Annotated in this window: 24 protein-coding genes and 1 pseudogene; 19 read left to right on the top strand and 6 right to left on the bottom strand. The window is 67.6% G+C overall.

Features of this window, described 5'->3' with window-relative positions:
• Positions 1-347: sulfite exporter TauE/SafE family protein (locus ABZ281_RS08030; RefSeq protein ID WP_356653245.1), on the bottom strand; the 347-nt coding region annotated here is incomplete at its 3' end.
• Between the two features lie 27 nt (positions 348-374).
• Here ABZ281_RS08030 and ABZ281_RS08025 point away from each other — a divergent pair.
• Positions 375-686 (top strand): hypothetical protein, encoded by a 312-nt coding sequence (locus ABZ281_RS08025; RefSeq protein WP_356653243.1) that lies wholly within the window; start codon positions 375-377, stop codon positions 684-686.
• A 58-nt stretch (positions 687-744) separates the two neighbouring features.
• Here ABZ281_RS08025 and ABZ281_RS08020 read toward each other — a convergent pair whose 3' ends face one another.
• Positions 745-933, bottom strand: coding sequence for a hypothetical protein (locus ABZ281_RS08020; RefSeq protein WP_307160597.1), 189 nt, complete (start codon positions 931-933; stop codon positions 745-747).
• 349 nt (positions 934-1,282) lie between these two features.
• Between ABZ281_RS08020 and ABZ281_RS08015 the strand changes: the two genes are divergently transcribed.
• A complete protein-coding gene (locus ABZ281_RS08015; RefSeq protein ID WP_356653241.1) occupies positions 1,283-1,948 on the top strand; it encodes a GNAT family N-acetyltransferase in 666 nt (221 codons plus the stop codon).
• Positions 1,949-2,236: 288 nt separating this feature from the next.
• On the opposite strand, the gene ABZ281_RS08010 is transcribed toward ABZ281_RS08015, so the two are convergent.
• The 4 genes from ABZ281_RS08010 to ABZ281_RS07995 form a co-directional block, all read right to left on the bottom strand.
• Entirely contained in the window at positions 2,237-2,953 is a 717-nt protein-coding gene (locus ABZ281_RS08010; protein ID WP_356653239.1) for an HAD hydrolase-like protein, read from the bottom strand.
• Positions 2,950-4,443 (bottom strand): helix-turn-helix transcriptional regulator, encoded by a 1,494-nt coding sequence (locus ABZ281_RS08005; protein WP_356653237.1) that lies wholly within the window; start codon positions 4,441-4,443, stop codon positions 2,950-2,952. The genes ABZ281_RS08010 and ABZ281_RS08005 overlap by 4 nt, the downstream gene beginning before the upstream one ends.
• A gap of 433 nt (positions 4,444-4,876) precedes the next feature.
• On the bottom strand, positions 4,877-5,368 hold the full coding sequence (locus tag ABZ281_RS08000; RefSeq protein ID WP_356653235.1) for a TrmO family methyltransferase: 492 nt from the start codon (positions 5,366-5,368) through the stop codon (positions 4,877-4,879).
• A gap of 75 nt (positions 5,369-5,443) precedes the next feature.
• Positions 5,444-6,823, bottom strand: coding sequence for a Tat pathway signal protein (locus ABZ281_RS07995; protein ID WP_356653233.1), 1,380 nt, complete (start codon positions 6,821-6,823; stop codon positions 5,444-5,446).
• A 213-nt stretch (positions 6,824-7,036) separates the two neighbouring features.
• Here ABZ281_RS07995 and ABZ281_RS07990 point away from each other — a divergent pair, with 213 nt between their 5' ends.
• The 17 genes and pseudogenes from ABZ281_RS07990 to ABZ281_RS07910 all read left to right on the top strand — a co-directional run.
• Positions 7,037-7,633 carry an ATP-binding protein gene (locus ABZ281_RS07990; protein ID WP_356653231.1) on the top strand — a complete coding sequence of 199 codons (597 nt, stop codon included), beginning with the start codon at positions 7,037-7,039 and terminating at the stop codon, positions 7,631-7,633.
• Positions 7,630-7,965: pseudogene (locus ABZ281_RS07985) on the top strand (DUF6415 family natural product biosynthesis protein); the annotation flags it as partial. The gene ABZ281_RS07990 and the pseudogene ABZ281_RS07985, both read left to right, overlap by 4 nt.
• 51 nt (positions 7,966-8,016) lie before the next feature.
• Complete coding sequence (locus ABZ281_RS07980; protein WP_356653249.1) at positions 8,017-8,280, top strand: DUF5999 family protein; 264 nt, start codon at positions 8,017-8,019, stop codon at positions 8,278-8,280.
• 8 nt (positions 8,281-8,288) lie between these two features.
• Positions 8,289-8,957 (top strand): hypothetical protein, encoded by a 669-nt coding sequence (locus tag ABZ281_RS07975; protein WP_356653229.1) that lies wholly within the window; start codon positions 8,289-8,291, stop codon positions 8,955-8,957.
• Positions 8,954-9,427, top strand: a complete 474-nt coding sequence (locus ABZ281_RS07970; protein WP_356653227.1) for a DUF6302 family protein — start codon at positions 8,954-8,956, stop codon at positions 9,425-9,427. Before ABZ281_RS07975 ends, ABZ281_RS07970 begins: the two co-directional genes overlap by 4 nt.
• A gap of 293 nt (positions 9,428-9,720) precedes the next feature.
• The gene (locus ABZ281_RS07965; RefSeq protein WP_356653225.1) at positions 9,721-10,206 is read left to right on the top strand and encodes a hypothetical protein; all 486 of its coding nucleotides are present in this window, start codon (positions 9,721-9,723) and stop codon (positions 10,204-10,206) included.
• Between the two features lie 439 nt (positions 10,207-10,645).
• A complete protein-coding gene (locus ABZ281_RS07960) occupies positions 10,646-11,737 on the top strand; it encodes an ATP-binding protein (RefSeq protein WP_356653223.1) in 1,092 nt (363 codons plus the stop codon).
• A gap of 43 nt (positions 11,738-11,780) precedes the next feature.
• Entirely contained in the window at positions 11,781-12,239 is a 459-nt protein-coding gene (locus ABZ281_RS07955) for a roadblock/LC7 domain-containing protein (protein ID WP_356653221.1), read from the top strand.
• Between the two features lies 1 nt (position 12,240).
• Positions 12,241-12,609 carry a DUF742 domain-containing protein gene (locus tag ABZ281_RS07950; RefSeq protein WP_356653219.1) on the top strand — a complete coding sequence of 123 codons (369 nt, stop codon included), beginning with the start codon at positions 12,241-12,243 and terminating at the stop codon, positions 12,607-12,609.
• A 31-nt stretch (positions 12,610-12,640) separates the two neighbouring features.
• Positions 12,641-13,219, top strand: a complete 579-nt coding sequence (locus tag ABZ281_RS07945) for an ATP/GTP-binding protein (RefSeq protein ID WP_356653217.1) — start codon at positions 12,641-12,643, stop codon at positions 13,217-13,219.
• A complete protein-coding gene (locus ABZ281_RS07940; RefSeq protein WP_356653215.1) occupies positions 13,216-13,767 on the top strand; it encodes a GAF domain-containing protein in 552 nt (183 codons plus the stop codon). Before ABZ281_RS07945 ends, ABZ281_RS07940 begins: the two co-directional genes overlap by 4 nt.
• Before the next feature lie 55 nt (positions 13,768-13,822).
• On the top strand, positions 13,823-15,022 hold the full coding sequence (locus ABZ281_RS07935) for an acyl-CoA dehydrogenase family protein (RefSeq protein ID WP_356653213.1): 1,200 nt from the start codon (positions 13,823-13,825) through the stop codon (positions 15,020-15,022).
• Between the two features lie 72 nt (positions 15,023-15,094).
• A complete protein-coding gene (locus ABZ281_RS07930) occupies positions 15,095-16,939 on the top strand; it encodes a glycoside hydrolase family 15 protein (protein ID WP_356653211.1) in 1,845 nt (614 codons plus the stop codon).
• A gap of 28 nt (positions 16,940-16,967) precedes the next feature.
• Positions 16,968-17,483, top strand: coding sequence for a LuxR C-terminal-related transcriptional regulator (locus ABZ281_RS07925; RefSeq protein WP_356653209.1), 516 nt, complete (start codon positions 16,968-16,970; stop codon positions 17,481-17,483).
• Positions 17,480-18,163, top strand: a complete 684-nt coding sequence (locus ABZ281_RS07920) for a hypothetical protein (protein WP_356653207.1) — start codon at positions 17,480-17,482, stop codon at positions 18,161-18,163. The genes ABZ281_RS07925 and ABZ281_RS07920 overlap by 4 nt, the downstream gene beginning before the upstream one ends.
• 5 nt (positions 18,164-18,168) lie before the next feature.
• Entirely contained in the window at positions 18,169-18,579 is a 411-nt protein-coding gene (locus ABZ281_RS07915; RefSeq protein ID WP_356653205.1) for a helix-turn-helix domain-containing protein, read from the top strand.
• A gap of 313 nt (positions 18,580-18,892) precedes the next feature.
• Positions 18,893-19,460, top strand: a 568-nt coding sequence (locus ABZ281_RS07910; protein WP_356653247.1) for a TetR/AcrR family transcriptional regulator, incomplete at its 3' end; no start/stop codon positions are given.

The following is a 19,460-nucleotide window of genomic DNA, read 5'->3' as shown; positions in this document are numbered from 1 at the left end:
ATCCGGTCCGGCGGCTCCGACGCGGACGGGCGGAGCATGCGCAGGGCCGCCAGCGCGGCGATGACCGCGAACGCCGACGTCAGTACCGCTTCGGGCAGGCTCCCGGCGACGGCCCCGGCAAGGAAAGCGGGGACGATGCCCGCTGCGGCGAACAGTGCCCCTGTCTTCCATGCCACGTTCCCGTCGCGGGTGTGGGCGTACAGGGCCGTGACGGAGGTGGCGGTGACGATGATCAGGCTGGCGGTGGTGGCGGCGGCCGGAGTGAAGCCGAGCAGGTAGATCAGTGCCGGTACGGCCAGGACGCTGCCACCGCCGCCGAGGGCTCCGAGGGACGCGATCCGGGGCATGCGCGCCGGATGCCGTCGTCCCCGTCTGTGCTCGCCGCTCAGGTGCGGCATGTTCTCAGCGAGGCGGGCTTCTACCTGGTCGCGGAGACAGGCGAGGGGATGCCGGGCCTGTGGGTGAGTGAAGTGCCCGAGGGCGTGCTGGTCAGGTGGGCGGCGTCCGAGGCGTTCACGGCGCTGGCCGCCAGTCAGTCGGGCCGCGCATCGAACGACAGCATGCGGGCGGTGGTGCAGGCCGCGGTGTCCGGCCTTCTCATGCAGCAAGGACACATCGTCACAGCGGCGGAGCACGACGGCATCCTCGTTCTGGCGCCCGCCGCGAGATCAATCGGTCAACGCTAGATGCTCTCCGAGCACCGGCCGGGGCGGCTGGGTCTGTGTCTGTGTCTGTGGGGGAGGGTCAGGGGTTGGGGTGTGAGGCAGCCTTCAGTGTCCAGCCGCTGCCGGTGCAGCCGTCCTGTACGGGCGGGAACCGGTGCCCTTTCACGTCGGTGCTGTAGCGGTGGCTCTGCCCGCAGTCGCACTCGTAGATACCGGAGGTCGGCACGATCTCGCCGGGGTGGAAGACCTTGTCGCTGTCATCGCTCATACGACCTGTGTACGGCGCGGGCGGGGACGCGGCGACCGGAGCGCAGCTTCCCGGGTGGCGAGAGGGGCCCCGGGGCCGGGCAGACCGTTCGGGGCCCCTCGTCTGCGTACGCGTCCACAGGGGGAGAGGTCCTGTACGCGTCACCGTGCCCAACGCTGGCAGGGCAGGAAGGTCACGTCGCATCCCGCGGCGGTGCGCGGGGCCCCTCCACATATCGGCATGGTTATCGAGCGTTTCGAAGTCCTATGGCGGGAAAGTTGCACCTACCAGGCAGTAGGCCTCTAAGGTTCCGCCCAGCACACCGACTTGTTGACCCGCTCGTGGACGAGCACACACAGGAGCGGACCGCATGCTCGCGATGCGCCCAGCTACACCAGAGGATCAGCGAGCCCTTGCGGCCATGATCCAGGCCCGTTGCGAGTGGATGAAGAGCAAGCAACTGCCGAACTGGTCCAGCTGGGGAAGGCACGTTCAAGAGCTGGCCGGCAACTGCACGCGCCGAGATGGCGAGATGTGGGTGCTCGTAGAGGATCACCACCGCATCGTCGGCTGCACCACGATCCTTCGGACCGCCGCTCCCTGGGCCTGGACAGCCGCCGAAGCAAACGAGCCAGCCTTCTATCTCAACGGAACCGTCACTGACCCGGCCGAACGCCACCGCAAGCTCGGGACCCTCATCGCCGACTGGGCTGTCGACCGCGCGGCTCACGAGGACGTCAGCTGGGTCCGCCGAGACTGCACTTCATCAGTGCTAGCCGCGTACTACGAGCAACAGGAATTCAAGCTGGTCCGAGAAATCTCGACGGCCGGCGGACGCACCTCGTACGCCTTGGAACGCAAAGCCGAGCGCGTACCTGAGATCGTCGGATGGCTCATCACTGGAGAGTCCCCGGTCGCGGCTGCCAAAAATCTACGCAATGCAGTCGCCGGGGCTGCGAGAGTCAACGTTGCTGAGGCCCGACGCTTTCTCTCGCACTCGCTGCTCAGGCCGCCCGATGTCCATGCAGCCATTTAGAAAAGGGGTCGACCTACCGCCCCGGGACTTGAAGCGTCTGGGGGGCGGCACGAACAGCCGGGATGTCAGCGGTCGCCGGTGGCCCGGCATCCGGCGCACGAACGGGCAGGTCTCGCGCGCCGGCCCTGCTGGCCTCAGCCACTGCCCGGGAAACCCACAGCAGGAACGCCACCGTAGACGGCGATACGGGGCATGCCTACCACTCCCGCATTGTGTGGGGTCACCGAAGGCTCGCACCGTGGGCGGCTAGTACTCCAGTCGGACTTCTGTTTTTCTCCTGGTCTGCCCCTACCGCGCCGCACGCCCTGCGATCGTGTGGATCAGTTCCACGACTCTCCCCGCGTCTGTGAGATCCGATATGACTCGGTCGGCTCCTTCGGCGGCTAAACGCTCAGCCGAGGTCGTTCCCGAGGCCACGCCGATGACTCCCGCTCCTCCCTCCTGTCCAGTGCGTATGTCCTGGAGTGAGTCACCGATGATGACGGTGTTCTCGCGGTTGAAGGGGTGGTCGTACACCGCCGTAGCTCTGCTTTGGGCAATCCGTACCAGCGCTGGCCGATTGGAGTCGTCGGAGGCGTACCCTCCGACAGTCATGTCGACGTAGTCCGTGAGGGAGAAAGCGGACAGTTTGATTTCTGCGCTCGCTCTGAGGTTGCCGGTGACGATCGTCGGGACGAGCAGCCGGGACTGGTGAACCGCAACCATGGCCTCGACAGCTCCGGGCATCAGGTGCCCGTCGCGACGCATCGCCTCGCGATGCCGATTTAGCTGTCCGGGCAGGCGGGCAACCATCAGGCGCGCGAGTTCATCGGTGTCCGCTTCGGGGACTCCGTTGGCGGAGAGGAGCTCTCGCACTGCAAGCGGCATGGTGACGCCGGTTCCTCTGGCGGGGAGTTGCTGCGCGTCACGGCCAACTATTTCGCGGAACACCTCGCGGTACACCAAGCGGTCGGTGTTACCGACGTATAGCAGCGTCCGGTCGATGTCCCAGAGAACCAAGATCATGCGAGGGCTCGCTCCTTGAGGAGAGCTTCGCCCCGGTCGAGGAGCGGACGGACAGGCGCCGCGTTCTTGAACTGGCGAGCCTCACGCAGCATCGAGCGCAGATGTTCGTCAAGACGAGCGGACTGAATTCCGTCCACCATGGTGAGTACCTCCTGTCCGGTAGCGCAGCCGGCATCGGCGTCACCCGCTCGCATTTGCGCTGTTGCAGCCCGGGAGAGGAACTGGGCCCTCGTGCGGGTTTCCTCTCGGCTCAGTACGCCCCGGGCTGTAGCGAAGGCCGTGGCGGCTTCCGTCGGACGGCCCAGTTCGAGGAAGCAGCTGCCTCGCTGGCCGAGGATTTCGCCAGGGTTGATCCAGTACAGCCAGTGCGGGTCGTCCTCGCCGGGTCCGTTAGCGCACAGCGCTTCCGCTTCCTCCAGGGCCGCCAGCGCGTGCCGTTCCTCGCGGAGCCGAGCGTGGCCCCGGGCCTGCCGCGTAAGGAGCATGGCGCGCAGCGCTGGCGCGTCCTGGTCGCTTATGCCCTGACGTGCTGTCCGGGCTGCGGTGACCGCCTCGCGAGGGTCACCGACCGAGTAGCCGTGAATGGCGAGGAATGAAAGTGCGCCGGCTCGGAGCCTGGAGTCCGCCGAGGCATGAGCTGCACGCAGCGCGCCCAGGAACAACCGTTGGGCCTCCTCGTGCTTGCCGCCATCGAATGTGTACCACCCGGTCTGGATAGCCGTGTCAGCGGTTACTGCCGCGAGTTGCCGGCCCGTCCGCTCGTCGTACGTTCCGGTTTTCATCAGCCCCAGGAGGACTTTCAGGTGCTGCTTGGCCGTGCTGGCCAGGGTTCCGCTGCCGCTGCTCGCGTCCAGCTGCCTCAGTTCGTCTGTGGTGGTCTGAAGTGAGGTGAGGAGCGGCTTGGTCACTCGTGTTCCGTCTCGAGTGTCCGCGGCCAGTGCCTCAGTAGGGGCGATGGCCGACTGCAGGACGTATTGAGTGAGACCGGCTCCGCTCAAGGCGGTCAACACGCTTCGACGCTTCATGGGACCTCCGACAGCAACTTCAAGTGACGTCACCATACGGTCCGCTGTCCACGGCATCGCGGGATCGAGTGTGTCCGAAACCGCCGTCTGATGCCGGTCTGCAAAGGGCGTCAGGAGAAGCGGTCGCAAGTCGGAGGGAAGGCCCAGCCCGTTGAGGAGATCGATGATGGAGTCGCGGCCCCCCAGCTGCTTGCGGCCGTTCTCCAGGTCGGAGATGTACGACTGGGTGAGCCCGGTTAGGGCGCGTACGTCCATCTGGGACAGTCCCGACCGACGCCGCAACAAGCGAAGTAATTCCCCGAAGTCCCAACCAGCAAGGGCTCGTTGCACCTGCTCGTCACGCCACGCGCGGTCAGGGACCGAGGGCGCGGTGCCGGTACGTGAGCAGGGTGCGCACATGGGGTCCGGGTTGTACTGACTCAGCGTGTTCCCGCACTTGCCGCACACGCGGATCGGCATCTTCATGGCAGCACCTGTCGTACCGAGTTAGACGGAACTCACTGCTAGTTACAGGCTATGCGCAAATCGATATCGCTGTAGCGATATCGCCACAGCGATGCATGTCGATGTACACCGACCTCAGACTCTTGCCACGGCCGCAGAACGATCAGGCAGCGGCTTGAGGGCGATGTCCGCCGCGGCGACCTCGGAGGGGACCTTGGTGTTTGGGACCGTGCCAGTCCACCCGCTCCTGGCCGTGCGAGAAGCACGGACGGCGCGAAGCGCGACGGCAACCAGCGGCGAAGGAAGGCTCCTCGGCGACTCGCGGCCATTTCGGGAGCGTGAGCACCGAGTCGAACGCGCTCGCCTCGCTGGGAAGCCGCAGGGCAGGCGGTGGCTGCTGCCGGTCGACAGGTTTCCTGCTGCCCGCAGCGGTACGTCAAGTGCTGTCGTGCGGTTACTGCGGCCGGTCGCTCGCCGGTGCCCAGTAGTTCTCGAGCATCTCGGTCGGCCACGCAGGCTGCGTGACGACGCCGCGCGGAAGCATCTCCCTGAACACGGCCACAAGGTCAATGACAGGTGTCCCGTCATCTGCGTCCAGGTCCGTCACATGCAGATCGAGGCCGTCGACGCGCAGCAGTTTAGGGAAGGACGTTCCCAGGCGCGGTGGGCGACGATGGTTGTGGTGCACGAAGGTGCCCGTCGCCGGCCAGGCCGGGTTATCGCGAGGGCTACGTGCGTGCAGCGCGACATCGTCGGGCGAGCCCTCGCTGAAGAACCAAATGACCTGCAGGTGCGAGAACTCCTCGATCCCTTTCAGAGTGGCGACGGGGTACTCCGGCCGAAGCCGGATAATCGACTCCACGCCCCCCTTGTAGTCATCCAGGCGCCCGGCGTGGCCGCCGACGACTGTGCCGATCACTGGGACTTCGATGGAGTGTGCGGGCACAGGTTCCCCTTCGTTCTCGTCGTTCGTGGTGCTCCGCGAGGAGTCGCGCCGTGCACCGCAGTCGCGATGGCGCGGTCAGCCTACGCCGCGGAGGACTGCTTGGGCGCGCTGGTCGAGCTCGGTGGCTGCGCGGCCGCCGCGGGCCCGTACAGGGGAGAGCGCGCGGCGCATCTGAACAACGGTGTCGCGGACCCGGCCGGACTGAATGCCGTCCATGGTGTCGAGGGCTTGCCCCCAGGTCGCGCACGCTGCTTCGACTTGACCTTGACGCACTTGGACGGCTCCCAGGTACCCGAGCGTGACGGCATGTGTCCGCGCGAAGGGAAGCGCACGGGTACGAACGCTGCGTTGGAATTCGGTCTGAGCGCCCTTCAGGTCGCCCAAGTCTCGCAACGTGCAGGCGGTCTCGTGGGCGAGGCTCGCCTCCGAGAAGAAGAAGACACGGGCCGGCGCCTCCGCCGTGTCGGCGTCACTCAGGTCGTGCTCAGCTCGGCGCAGTGCTGCTCGGGCTTCGGGCCTCCTCTTCGCCGCAGCGAGGGCCCGGGCGTGAACAACTCCCAGGAGGGCCTTCTCGCGAGGGCTGGCCAAGGAGTAGCGCCGCTGCGTGAGGGACCCTTCGGCCAGCTCGAGTGCGCGCTGTGGGTGGCCGAGGTCGACGGCCTGGTGCGCAGCGGCGCGAAGGATGTGCCCGGCGAGGGGGGCGTCATCCGCCTCGGCGGCCATGCGGAAGGCGAGGCTGAAAGAGCTCTGAGCCACGCCGTGATCGCCGGAATCGAATGCCGTCCAGCCAGCGAGGTAGACCAGTTCGGCAGCGGCGGCGAAGAGGGCGCACCGTACCTCTTCGGAGGGGAAGCGGCGGGCGAGGTAGTCGGCGACGTCGTCCCTGATGTAGCTGATCAATGCGGCTCGGCCGGCTCGGCCGCCGAGGCGCTGGTCCTGCCGGGAAAAGAACTGCATTGCCTCGTGAACGGCCTCAACATGGGCGACCGTGACGGTCGCTCGGGAGACCGATCCGCGGCTCTGGGCGCGTTGAAGGGTCTCGTCCCACCACCGTTCTGGGGGCAGTACGGTCCCGACGGCAGAGTAGGCCGACGTAGTCAGCACCTGTCGACGATTCATGCTCATGTTGTCCCCGAGGTCTACCAGCGCGGCCACCGTGTCGACGTCCCAACCGAGAGTCGTCGCCATCACCGCTTCCGTCGGGGCAAGCCCGATCTGCGCGAGTGTGACGACGCGCCCGAGTCCTCGCGAGAGCGTCTCGCTCAAGATACGGGGCGCCTGACCTTCTGGCATCGAGCCCAGGACCCACTGGGAGATGTGCGAGCGAGTCACCCGCAGCAGATCAGGGGCGTCACATTCTGCGGCCACGCGTCGGAAGTGGGCGGCCACTTGCTCTTGCGACCAGCCCACTTCACGGATGGCGGCTGCCAGCAAGGTGTTACGTGTCCGCGCCATGTCGCGGCCCCCGTTTCGGAAACGATCTTTAGCAGCGTTAGCGGTGCCCGTGTCATCGGCGGGATACCCGAAAGCCTCAAATCACGGTTCGCTCTTCAAGAAGATATTCCCCAACCGCCGTACGTGGCGAAGGAATCGACCACTTCACCCCCCGCACGCAGGCGCCCTCTGCGTGCCCATGCCGCTGTCGATCGCGGCGAGGAGGAACAGCTGATGAACCAGCTCCAACTGCGGACGAGGCTCGTGCCGCATGCTGCGCGTCCCTTCTCGGCGCGCGGCGGTCTTGGCGGCGGGGCCCGCTTTGAATCCCGAGAAGGATGTGCGGTGTTGATGGATTACAACGCCGACGGAAGGTCGACCTGCGAACCGGTCCATCCGAGCGCGTCCTTTCCGCATTTGCAGACCACGTTGGCGGCGGACCTGGCCGCTATCCGGGCGGCACGTCGAGGTCTCCGCGAGAGGCTCCTGGAGTGGGGTCTTGAACCCATCGCCGACGACGTGGCGCTCGCCGCCCAGGAGCTCCTCACCAATGCGGTGAAGCATGGCTGCCGGGGCATCCCGTCCGGGACACACGAGGTCACCTTGACGGCTCGGTGCACCGCGACCGAGTTGCGGGTGGCCGTGACGGATCCCTCGACCGAGTTCCCGCACCGTCGGTCCGCCAGCGCGGACTGCGAAGACGGCCGCGGACTTCGACTCGTTGACGAGGTCGCGGACCGCTGGGGAACAACCACGGAGCCCGACGGCTCCGGCAAAACGGTCTGGCTCGAGCTGTCCGCTCCCCGCGGTCGAAGGGCGCCGCTGTCATGAACGTCCGACGACTGGCCAGGATCGTGACCCACAAGGCTTCGGAGAGCTCACCTCACCGACTCGCGACGCGTGCAGCTGAGGAGACCGTCGCGCTGGTTCTCGACGAAGAGGCACCGATTCTCGACTCCGCTCAGGACGTCATAGACCTGGCGATGCGGTTGCGTGGACACCTCATGCAGCTCGTCCCACTCACTGCGGCCCGGATCACAAGCGACGATTCGCTCCACAAAGCTCTTGCCGAGGCACAGCAGCTGGCGGAAGAACAGGCCCCTGCGGACTTCATGCCCGCGCGGGTGCATCTGCGCCACTTCGCGCAGGCCGTACAGGAGGTCTTGGACCAGCTCAGCTCGGAGGAAACGGCTGGCCCCGCCGACACGCGCGTCGTGTCCAACACCAGCGAAACCCAGCAGGACCACGCCGCCGAGAAATCGCCAGCGTGCCCCCATACGCCGAACTGCCCGGCTGCCGGCGCCCCGAACTGGGAAGCCGCGAACGTTTCAGCGCACTGCCCAGAGCTCGGATACAGCCTTCTCTGCAACGGAAGCATCCTCTTCGAGGACACCGGTGGCTTGCTGCCCGACGGCAGAGTCGTCGCTCCTCACCGCCCGATCCCTGCCCCTCGCGCAGCGGTTGTGGTTCGCGGATGAGCGCGGCAATGCTGACTTATCGCGGTCTCCAGGTCCCCTACGTCACGCCGTGGACGGCCGAGAAGCCGTTCACCCCGCCCCTCGTTCTTCAGCGAGGGCCTCGCGGCTCACGGATCGGCTATGCAGACGAGAACCCGGCGGTCGACAGGTACGAAGGCGTCCTGTGGGTCCGCCAGCCGATCGCCCCAGGGCTCGGGCGTCCTGACTTCCCGGGCATGCACTCGCGGCGCCAGCGCAGGGCCGTGGTCCACATGCTGTGCCAGGTCCTCGGCGGCAGTACGTTCGGCCGTCCCGATGAGCGTCATCTCTTCCTGATGCGTGCCCCCGGCGGCAGGCCGATCACCGAAGGCGAGGAGACCACCGCGGCACCGGTCTGCGTTCCGTGCGCCGTCGAGTCTGTCAGCGCCTGTCCGCATCTGCGCGGCTCCTACGCGGCAGCCCTGGTCGGCTACGCCCTGTCCTGGGGTGTGGCCGGAGTGGTCTACGACCCGTCAACGCTCCAGCCGCTTCCCAGCGAGACCGATGAACCCCTCGATCTCGTTGCCCACGATGACCCGCGGCTGCCGTGGACTGTTGCGGCGCGCTACGTCGTCAGCCTGCACGACGTCACCCCGGTCGACCTGTCCGACCTTGCGAGCATCGAGGACGCACGGACCCTCTGCGAGGTAGGACGATGACCAGCCGATCGCCTTCAGCGGACAGCGGTCCGCGCCCGCTTCGGCAGAGCAGCGGCATAACCGTCAGTGCTGTTCACATCCTCCCCCCCGAGGAGGCGTACGACTTCGAGTACGTCGCACAGCGGCTGATCAACCCGGACTTGCTCCGCGAAGCCGTGGCCCTTGCCGTGTTCCGCCTGCCGCTGCTGGCCGTTCCCATCGGGGAAAGCCGTCGCGGCGGGCGAGCGCTTGTGGAGTACGAGGAAGTCGGCGAAGCGATGGTCGCTGCTCTGCGCGGCCGGACCGGTTTCCCGGACGTCCGTACACGGCCCACCTCTGGCGGATTCGCTGTCGAGTGGGGAGACACCGCACCCGACGGTGCCGACCCCGTTGAGCGTGAGCGCTTCTACGGGCTCGCCATGCCGGCCGCCATGCCCCAGGACGAGGTCGACCACACCAGCGTGGCCGACACAGCGGGGGAAGCAGCATGATCCCTTCGCTCGCGTCGCCCCGCGTGATTCTCGTCCCGTATTGCGGCCTGTTCGCGGCCAAACAGTGCGGCCCGGAATGGCGGCCGCCAGGCCCTTAGGCACGCCGTCCCACGATCGCTGCCCGCCTCGGCGGGCAGCCCGGACGCCAGCCCGTGCTGGCGTGGTCCGGAAGCGTCCCGGTTCTAGTCCACCCCCGAACCGGAACCGGGGCGCCGCACGACCCTGGCTGGTGCCGCACCGAACCGTCCCGCTGCGGCGCGGCACCAGCCAGGGGCCTTGTCTCCCCGACGGAGATGACCGTCCCGACCGGAGTACTGATGAACCCCTTATCGAGCCCGCGCCAGCCCTGGCAGCTCACCTTCGCCGAGTCGCCGCACCCGGATGGGCTGCCGCCCCGCCACGACATCGTGCGTACCGGCATGGGACTGGGACTGCCCGCGCTCGATGCGCTGCAGGAGCAGGCGGACAACGTCGGCCTCATCCTCTGCTGCATCGTCCACAGACTGCTGCTCATCCCCGTTGAAGCGGGCACCGCAGACACCTGGCAGGCGCCCCACTCGACATGCCGCCCGGGACCCATGCGGCACTGCCTTGACCTCGAGCACAGCGGCTACACGCCTCAGTGCGGGCGCTTCTGGCTGCTCGGTGACCGGAACTTGCAGGCGACCACCGATGCTGCCGCGCTCCACCACAGCCTGAGCCTGACTCGCTCCAGGATGCGCTCCACTCCCCACCAGGCCAGCATCGCTCGCCGCGTTCAGGAGGTGACCTATGCCTGAGCACGCCTCTCAGCCCCGCGGCCGGCGCCGACGAGCGAGCAGCACAGCAACGGGTACAGCCGGCGCGGCGGAGATCCGGCTCTTCCCGGCCGTGGGCGCCAGTGTCCTGACAGCGACGGCTGTCGGCAGCGCGTGGATCTCGGACGGCCTCAACATGCTCCCTCCGGCTGTCGCCGGCGCGGCTGCGGTCACGGCGGCCAGTGGGGTCGTCTGGTGGATGTCTCTTCGAGTCCGACGCGCCCAGCAGGCCGTGTCGGACATGCGTCAAGGCCTCGCCGAGCGCGACCGGATCAGGGAGGCCCTGCACAGGATCGCAGCCGAAATTGAACAAGGCAGGCAGCACATCGCCTGGGCCACGTCTGCGGTGAGGAGAGGCACCCTCGAAACGAGGCACGCGCCCCCAGTAGCCCCTAGCCCCTCGGGAGACCTCGGCACGGACGTGGTGGCGGCACTGCAACATGCCCAGGTCGAAGCCTGGCAGGCCGTGCTCGCCGCGGCTGCCCATCAGCACCGGCTACTCAACGACCAAGCGGAGCTGGCCGAAATTTTCCGCTCCATTGCCCCGCGTCTGCAGGCCCTGATCAACCGCACCGTCGCCGTCATCTCGGCCGTCGAAAGAAGCGTCGAGGACCCGGACCTCATGCACGAGATCTTCGGCGTCGATCACCTGGTGACCCAAATCCGTCGCGCCGTGGAAAGCCTGGCCGTGCTGGGTGGCAGCACCCCCACCCGAGACGCCGAGCCGGTCCTCGTCGCCACCGCACTGCGTCGAGCGGTACAGGAGATCCCCGACTATCAGCGGGTGCGGGTGGCGATCCCGAAGCAGCGCCTGGCCCTTCCTGGCTACGTGAGCCCGAACGTCGTGCACCTGCTTGCCGAACTGATGGAGAACGCGACCAAGTTCTCCTCCACCAAGGTAGAAGTGCACACCACCCATGTGCCCGGCGGACTGGCCATCGAGCTCCTAGACCGCGGCGCTGGTATGTCCGACCGAAAGCGTGCCCAGCTGAACCAGCTGCTCAAGGCCCCGGAAACGGCCGACCCGCGCGGCCGGCTCAGGGATGGGCAGATCGGCTTGCTCGTCGCCGCTCTGCTCGCCCAACGCCACAAGATCGATATCCACCTGCGGCCCAATGTCATGGGCGGAACCCACGCAATCGTCGTACTGCCGGATGAGCTGCTCGTTGCGCCGAAGGATGAACAGCCTGGTGCGAGCCGCATAGCCGAGCCCCCGCCACGCCCGGTGTCCCAGCCCATCGGCCCGGCTCCATCAGCACCCTTGGCGGGGCGCGCGCGCTCCGGGCTGCCGAGGCGCCTTCCGCAAGGTCGGCCCCAGGGACACGACCACCACGGACTGCCGGTGGAACCCGGCCCCGACTCGAGTGCCGGGGCCAGGCCGGCGCTTCCACGGCGCTCCGAAGCGCACCGCGCCCCGGAACCCCCTGCGCAGCAAGGACCGTCCGGCCACCCCACCAGCGACCTCATGGCCCGGTTCAACTCCCGCACCGGCTCCGATCGCCCTGCGAACTGACTCCCGGCGATACGCCACCCCCACCGAGAACGAGGAGAGTTCCATGCAGTCCGACGCCTTCCCTGTCAACGACGCCTCTACGACCGGACAGACCACGCTGGACGGGCTACTGACCGGCCTTACGAAGCGGGCGCCCGGCACGGTCAGGGTGCTTCTGGCCTCCGGCGACGGCCTCAAGCTCGCGTACACCGACAAGGACGTCGACAAGGCTGATGAGATGGCCGCGGTCATGTCCGGGCTGTACAGCCTCGGCCGCGGCATCTTCAAGCACACGGCTGGCGGCGTGCGCCAGGTCGTCGTTGAGCACGACGGCGGACGGCTGTTCGTGATGAGTGCGGGCGCTGGTGCCACAGACCCCAGCGTCGTGGGGACCGTCCTGGGCGTATTGGCGCTGCCTTCGGCCGAGCCGGGCCTGGTGGGATACGAGATGACCACCCTGATCAAGGGTCTCGACGAGCACCTGATCACCGAGGCCCGGACCAACAAGTACTCCGGGCAGTGAGATGGCTGCGAACAGGGGGCCTTGGGCCGAAGCCGCCTTAGGCGACGTACGGCCCTATGCGATCACCGGTGGCCGCACCCGCACCAAGTACTCGCTGCACCTGACAACCCTGCTGAGCACAAGGCCCGCCACCCGCCCCGGTGAGTTCGGCATCGAAGCAGAACAGGTGCGGCTGAGATGCAGTGGCGCAGCCCTCTCCATCGCCGAGATCGCGGCGCTTCTGCACCAGCCCGTTCAGGTCATCAAGGTCCTGGTCGGTGATCTTCTCGACGCTGGCGCTCTGGACGTGGCTGCCCCCCGTTCCATCGCCGCCCACAACGACACGGATCTATTGGAGGCAGTCCTTGTCGGCCTACACAACAAGCTCTGATGCTGCCCCCTACCAGGGCGGCCCACTACAGGTGGCTGAGCTCAAAATCGTCATCGCGGGCGGCTTCGGCGTCGGCAAAACGACCCTCGTCGGCTCTCTCAGCGAGATCGAACCGCTCCTCACGGAGGAGGTGCTGACGATCGCGAGCGAGGGCACCGACGACCTGGAGGGGATACGCGACAAGTTCACGACGACGGTCGCCATGGACTTCGGCCGCATCACTTTCGACGACCCCCGCCCGATGGTGCTGTTCCTGTTCGGCACCCCCGGACAGGAGCGATTCTGGTTCACCTGGCACGACCTCTGCGAGGGGGCGGTCGGAGCCGTCGTCCTGGCCGACACTCGCCGACTCGATGACTCCTTCGCCGCCGTCAGCTATTTCGAACGACGGGGGACACCCTTCGTTGTCGCAGTCAATCAGTTCGACGACGGCTACTCCTACGACACCGGCGAGGTCCGCGAGGCCCTCGAACTTCCGTCCTCTGTCCCCGTGCTGAAGTGCGACGCCCGCGACTACCAGTCCTCCATGGACGTGGTGATCGCGCTGGTCAAACACAGCCTCGCCACAGCCCGATCCCGTCACTCACCCCGCCTCGGAGCCCCCGCATGACCCCGATCAACGACCAACCGCACCCCACCACACCACACACGGAGGAACAGGAACGGCGCACTCAAATCCTCCACGCGCTCGGCCTGCACGCACCAGATCCGGAGCTCGACGCGTTCGCCACCCGGCTCGCCCGGGCCACTGGCATCCCGGACGTGTACGCCATGGTCAACCTCTTCACCGCCTCGGAGCAGCAGTTTGTCGGGCTGCATATCCCCGACAACGGTGACCTGCCGACCGTCGGCCGCAGCATGCCGCTGGACCACGGCTTCTGCCCTGAAGTCGTGGACCGCGGGCGTCCTCTGGTGCTGCCCGACGTCTTCGCCGCCCCACGCTTCGCCGGCAACCCGGTGGTCGACCAGATCGGCATCCGTACCTACGCTGGCGCCCCCCTGATCCACGAGGGCATCGTGCTCGGCACCAGTTGCTTCGTCGGCCTCGAAGAGCAGCCCCTGAGCACCGGCCAGGCATCCCTCGCTCTCATCAAGCAGCACGGGGACGACGTCATGGCCTTCCTCTATCGCCGCGCCGGCTACCAGCCGCCGCAATAGGAACAGCGCGCGCCGCCGCAGACCGAGCCTGACCGAGCAGGGAGGGGAGCCCACGATGTCCGACTGGTATCTGACACCGCAGCACGAGCAGCTTCGCCGAACGGTGCGCGCCTTTGCCGAGACAGAAGTTGCTCCCCGCGTGCCCAAGATGGAGCGGAACGGCGACGTCGAGTGTGAGCTCGCACTTCTGATCGCAGCGCAGGGCTGGATTGGCGCAACGATCGACACCGCCTACGGCGGGATGGGGGCAGGCCACCTCGCCAAGACCATCATCATCGAGGAGCTCGCCCGCGTCAGCGGCGCAATGGGTGCCATGGTGCAGGCGTCGCAACTCGGCGTCGCCAAGGTCATCCACTTCGGCAGCGAGCAGCAGAAGCAGATCTGGTTGCCCCGCTTCGCAAACGGCTCGTGGCTGCCCACCATCGCGGTCACCGAGCCCGACAGCGGCAGCCACGTCCTGGGCATGGAGACCTCGGCCCGCCGCGACGGCGACTCGTATGTACTGAGCGGCCGGAAGATCTACATCGGCAACTCCCACGTAGGCCACGTGCACGGAGTCGTCGCCCGCACGGCGCCCGGCTCAAAGGGCCTGACCGCCTTCCTGGTCGAAGCCGACCGGCCCGGGCTGTCCCTCGCACCGCACGGACAGACCCTCGGCCTGCACGGCTTCAGCTTCGGCGAACTCGTTTTCGACAACTGCCGAATACCGGTGGGCAACCGGCTAGGAGAAGAGGGCGACGGCCGGGACGTGGCGTACTCCTCCAGCGTCCTGTACGGCCGCCCGAACCTCACCGCCGTGGCCCTGGGCATCCATCAGGCCATCCTGGACGAAGTCACCCGGTTCACCACCGAACGCCAGCGCTACGGCAAGCCACTGCATGATCTCCAGAACATCAAGATCAAGGTCGGGCAGATCAAGTCGCGCCTGATGACCTCCCGCCTTGCCGCGTACCACGCAGCACAACTCCTGGACGCTGGCGCGGACTGTGACGCCGAGCTGATGAACGCCAAGGTCACCAACGTGGAAATGGCGATCGACTCCGCGCGCGCCGCAATGGAAATCGAAGCAGCAGCGGGCCTTTTCACCGACCGCCCTCTCGAGCGCCTCCTGCGCGACGCCTTCCACATCTTCGCCCCGGCCGGCACCTCGGACATCCAGCTCCTGCGCCTGGCTGAAGTCGCCCTCGGACTGGACAAGGGGCAGTGGTCCAAGCGACTGGCCACCGCACCGCCCGCTCCCGTCGCTCTCCACTGACCACCTGCTGGCGTGCCCCACCCAGCGCCCACCGCCTCCGCACTCTCGCAGCCGCATCACTGAAGGACTCACGTGACCACCTTGATCGAGGACTACGCCCTGGTGGGCGACATGCAGACCTCCTGCCTCATCAGCAACATGGGCAGTGCCGACTGGATGTGTCTGCCGGACTTCGAGTCCCCCGCCGCCTTCGCTGCCCTGCTGGGAACCCCGGAGCACGGCTCGTGGCAGATCCGCCCCCTGGGCATGGCCACCGCGAGCCGCCGCTACCTTCCCGACACGCTGGTGCTGGAGACCACCTGGCGCCGCTCCGACGGAACAGCCCGCGTTCTCGACTTCATGCCGCCCCGTCCGGCCGGATCGCCTGGCAGTCCGCAGCTGATCAGGATCGTCGAGGGCCTGGCCGGCAAGGTGCGCATGGTCTCGCGGGCACGCATGCGCTTCTCGTACGGACAGGTCGATCCCCGCCGCGAACGCGTCCCGCAGACATTCGGCTCCACGCGTCACCTTGCAGTAGCCGGAGCTGATGCGGTCTGGATGGACAGCTCGGTTGAAATGACCGATCAGGACGATCACACCACCCGTGCCGACTTCGTCATCCGCGAGGGCGAGAGGGTCGCGTTCGCGCTTACCTGGCAGCCCTCTCATCTCGCCCCACCGCCGTATCCCGACCCGCCCAAGGCACTGGCCGACGCGACCCAGTTCTGGACCGACTGGTCCGCCCGCAGCACGTATACGGGCCCGCACAGCGAAGCCGTGATGCGGTCCCTGATCACGCTCAAGGCCCTCACATACGCCCCGACCGGCGCCATCGTCGCAGCACCCACCACCTCGCTTCCCGAACAGCTCGGCGGCGCCCGCAACTGGGACTACCGCTACACCTGGCTGCGCGACGCGGCGATCACCCTTGCCGGCCTCGTCCGAACCGGCTACCTCGACGAGGCCCGAGCCTGGCGCGGATGGCTGCTGCGCGCCGTCGCCGGCGACCCCAGCAAGCTCCAGATCATGTACGGCATCACGGGACGCCGCGAACTGACCGAAGGCGTCCTCAACCTCCCGGGCTATGAGAACTCCCGCCCCGTCCGCGTCGGCAATGCCGCGGCCCACCAGCTCCAGCTCGACGTGTACGGCGAGGTCATCGAGACCCTCTACCTGGGACACAAGTACGGCCTGGACCACGACGACGACGCCCACCAACTGCAGATCGCACTGATCAACTACTTGGAACGCTCCTGGTGCGAAGAAGACGAAGGCATCTGGGAAGTCCGGGGTCCGCGCCGCCACTTCGTTCACTCCAAGGTCATGGCCTGGGTCGCCGTCGACCGCATGATCAAGCTCGTTGAGTCCGGCGACGCAACCGGCCCGGTCGAACGCTGGCGTCGGCTCCGGGACGCCATCCACCACGACGTCTGCACCCGTGGCTACGACTCCCAGCGGAACACCTTCACTCAGTCGTACGGCTCGATCGAACTCGACGCGTCACTGCTTCTCATTCCCCAGGTCGGCTTTCTCCCCCCGACCGACAAGCGTGTCATCGGCACCGTCGAGGCCATCCAACGTGAGCTCGCCACTCCGGAGGGCTTCGTCCTGCGCTACCCAACCTCGGGAAGCGACGAAGGCGTCGACGGCCTCGTCGGAGATGAAGGAACTTTCCTGGCCTGCTCTTTCTGGATGGTGGAGGCGCTGACACTGATCGGCCGGCACGAGGATGCTCGCGCCCTGTTCGCAAAGCTCCTGGACCTGCGCAATGACGTCGGCCTCCTTGCCGAGGAGTACGACAGCAACGCCAAGAGGCAAGTCGGCAATTTCCCACAAGCGTTCTCCCACTTCGCGCTGATCCTCGCAGCGCTCCGCCTGGACGCTGCCGAGTCCGACTCCGCGTCCCGGCGCGTACTCGCCGCAGTCTCCGCGAACTGATCCGCTTCAACCCACAACAGGAAGTCCCATGCCCGTCAAGATCCCGACCACCGCCGCGCTCACCCAGCTCACCCCCGCCGAGAAGCGGGTCGCCGCACTCCTCGTCACCGGCGCCTCCAATCTCCAGGGCGCCCAGAGCCTGGGCATGAGCACCAGCACCTACGCCGGCCACCTCGGCAGCATCAGCCGAAAGTTCCAGATCACCAGCCGAGTCGGTAGGCCGGCCCGCGCGCATGCTGTGCTCGCCAGCGGGCAGGTCGCCCCGCCCCCGGCACCCGCCCAGGCCCCGGAATTCACCCTCGGTGAGCGGCGGCTCCTGCGAGCCCTCGCTGAGCACCCGGAAACCCACGACATCGCCCGGGCAGCCAGAGTCCCCGAGGCCGAGGTCCGCCCGTGGATCAGGGCCCTCGTCGCCAAGGCCGGGGCCGACAACGACACCCACTTGGTCGGCCTCGGCCACGCCTGGGGCCTTCTCGGCGCGCGCGGCGGCGAATCAGCCAGCAGCGACGACGCCCCGAACGAGACCGGCGGAGCGGCCCGGTGACCGGAACCAGTACACGCGCAGAGCGCCAGTCGGCCACCGAAGCCGCCGTTGACCAGGGCTTGGCCGGGGGAGGAGCCGACGCGGCTCATCCGCCGTACGAGATGCGTCCGCTGCTGACCGAGCAGGACCGTGAAGCGGTCGCCGATCTCGTCGAGCAACGCACTAAATGGCTCAACGACCGGTGGCTCACCCCGCCCTACCCCGGCGACCCGGCCGACCTGTTCCGGGATCCGGGGGTGGACTCGGTTGCCTTGTTTGAAGACGGGCTTCCCGTCGGGTGCCTGCAGCTGAACCGCCAGCCAGTACTCCCGTACTGGGACGCCGAAATCTACGAACCCAGTCTGCTGGTCTCCCTCGCCTACACAGCACCCGAGCGCAAAACCGACCTGGTCGGCCGCCTGATGACGCTGTGGGCGATGGACTTCGCCGACCGCCTGGGCATGGCATGGGTGCGCTGCGAGGTGCCGTCCGGCGCACCCAGCCGCGGCGGCACGATGCGCATGCACCTGCTCGATCACCTCATGAACGTGTGCGGGTGGCAGTTTGTCCGCCCCACGAAGGAGAAGGGCGGACGGCCGCTGGCGCTCTTGCAGCTCCCAGCGCAAGCCCAACACCTGCAACCGCTGATCTGCTGCAACGTCCCCCTCCAGCCCGCCGTCCCGAACCTGTGCAAGGAGTAAGGGCGATGACCACCTGGACCGGCACCATGACCGTCCCCAGCGGCGCTCGCTCGCGGCGGTCCAGCCCCCATCCGATAACAGTTGCGTCTGGAGGTTCTCCCATGCCCGGCACACCCAACAGTAAAACCCCTGAACCTTCGAACACACCGTCCTCGGCCGGGGCTGGACGCCTGACCCGATTCGATCCCCCACTCGACCTGCCCGTCATCTCAAAGCATCACCGCCTGGTGGGTCAGGACGCTCAGGACTTCCAAACGAAGGTCGTCGCGGCCTATGAGGAACGCAAAGCCGCGATCAACGACATCTGCGCGGCGACGACCCGCTCATACGGGGCCATCCACCGTCTTCTCAAACGCTGTGGAGTCCAACTGCGCGGTCGGGGCGGCGTGCGGCGCGGCCAGGACGTCGCTTCGTGAGGGCCCCAGGGAATGCGCTTCTGACGCCCGGAGCTTCCGAGTTGCCTGACCTGACCATCGCCGCCGCAATCACCACTCTGCTGACAAGACCCTCTGCCGCCGACAGCGCCAGCCACTACGGAAGGGGGTTCTGAGGATGGCGGACATGACGTCACGCAGCAGGGGGACGATCCGCGCGGCCGTCACCCACCGGCTCCCGGAACATGGAGCGGGCGCTGTGACTCCTCACCTCCGCGCTGACGATCCGGCCGCACGTCCGGCGCAAGGTGCCGAGCCTGCGGCCGGGCACTCCACCCGGATGGCCGGCCGCACCATGCTCGGGACGATCGTGCGTGCCCGTGCGCGGGACTACCTGCTGGACGCCGCGTACACGGCGCTCGCATACGGTCCGTGGTCCGCGGTGCGCATGGTGGACGTGGCGGCCGGGGCCGGGGTGTCACGGCAGACGCTGTACAACGAATTCGGCAACAAGGAGGGACTCGCACGGGCCCTGCTCCGCCGGGAGGTCGACGCCTATCTCGCGGGCGTCGACCGCGCGCTGGCCACCCACAGCGACGCAAGCGAGCGGCTGACCGCGATCGCCGAGTGGACGACGTCGTTGACACGGGGCAACGCACTGGTTCGCGCCATGCTCACCGGCTGCTGGAGCGAACGGCTGCCCGCGCCGACACTCGCGGCGGTGCCCTCGTCCTCCGCGGTGCCCGCGCAGCGTCGCGCCGACGGCCCGCTGCCCTCACCCGCCGACTTCGTGGCCCTGGTCCGCGACCGTGCGGTGGCTGTCCTCTCCGCCCCCGGCACGCCCACGTCCAGGTCCTCCGAGGCCGCCACCGGCAGCCACACGAACGCCTCCGTACGAGTCATCGCCCGCACAGCCCGCACCG

The organism is Streptomyces sp. NPDC006265, from assembly GCF_040613555.1.
Classification (GTDB): domain Bacteria; phylum Actinomycetota; class Actinomycetes; order Streptomycetales; family Streptomycetaceae; genus Streptomyces.
The sequence above is the reverse complement of the archived record's forward strand: the minus strand, read 5'-3'. Positions and strand labels throughout refer to the sequence as shown.

Bases quoted from the DNA above. Each gene is read 5' to 3' on its own strand.
- ABZ281_RS08020 (WP_307160597.1), bottom strand. From the start codon at position 933: ATGAGCGATGACAGCGACAAGGTCTTCCACCCCGGCGAGATCGTGCCG.
- ABZ281_RS08015 (WP_356653241.1), top strand. From the start codon at position 1,283: ATGCTCGCGATGCGCCCAGCTACACCAGAGGATCAGCGAGCCCTTGCG.
- ABZ281_RS08010 (WP_356653239.1), bottom strand. From the start codon at position 2,953: ATGATCTTGGTTCTCTGGGACATCGACCGGACGCTGCTATACGTCGGT.
- ABZ281_RS08005 (WP_356653237.1), bottom strand. From the start codon at position 4,443: ATGAAGATGCCGATCCGCGTGTGCGGCAAGTGCGGGAACACGCTGAGT.
- ABZ281_RS07995 (WP_356653233.1), bottom strand. From the start codon at position 6,823: ATGGCGCGGACACGTAACACCTTGCTGGCAGCCGCCATCCGTGAAGTG.
- ABZ281_RS07990 (WP_356653231.1), top strand. From the start codon at position 7,037: ATGAACCAGCTCCAACTGCGGACGAGGCTCGTGCCGCATGCTGCGCGT.
- ABZ281_RS07975 (WP_356653229.1), top strand. From the start codon at position 8,289: ATGCTGACTTATCGCGGTCTCCAGGTCCCCTACGTCACGCCGTGGACG.
- ABZ281_RS07970 (WP_356653227.1), top strand. From the start codon at position 8,954: ATGACCAGCCGATCGCCTTCAGCGGACAGCGGTCCGCGCCCGCTTCGG.
- ABZ281_RS07965 (WP_356653225.1), top strand. From the start codon at position 9,721: ATGACCGTCCCGACCGGAGTACTGATGAACCCCTTATCGAGCCCGCGC.
- ABZ281_RS07955 (WP_356653221.1), top strand. From the start codon at position 11,781: ATGCAGTCCGACGCCTTCCCTGTCAACGACGCCTCTACGACCGGACAG.
- ABZ281_RS07950 (WP_356653219.1), top strand. From the start codon at position 12,241: ATGGCTGCGAACAGGGGGCCTTGGGCCGAAGCCGCCTTAGGCGACGTA.
- ABZ281_RS07940 (WP_356653215.1), top strand. From the start codon at position 13,216: ATGACCCCGATCAACGACCAACCGCACCCCACCACACCACACACGGAG.
- ABZ281_RS07935 (WP_356653213.1), top strand. From the start codon at position 13,823: ATGTCCGACTGGTATCTGACACCGCAGCACGAGCAGCTTCGCCGAACG.
- ABZ281_RS07925 (WP_356653209.1), top strand. From the start codon at position 16,968: ATGCCCGTCAAGATCCCGACCACCGCCGCGCTCACCCAGCTCACCCCC.
- ABZ281_RS07915 (WP_356653205.1), top strand. From the start codon at position 18,169: ATGACCACCTGGACCGGCACCATGACCGTCCCCAGCGGCGCTCGCTCG.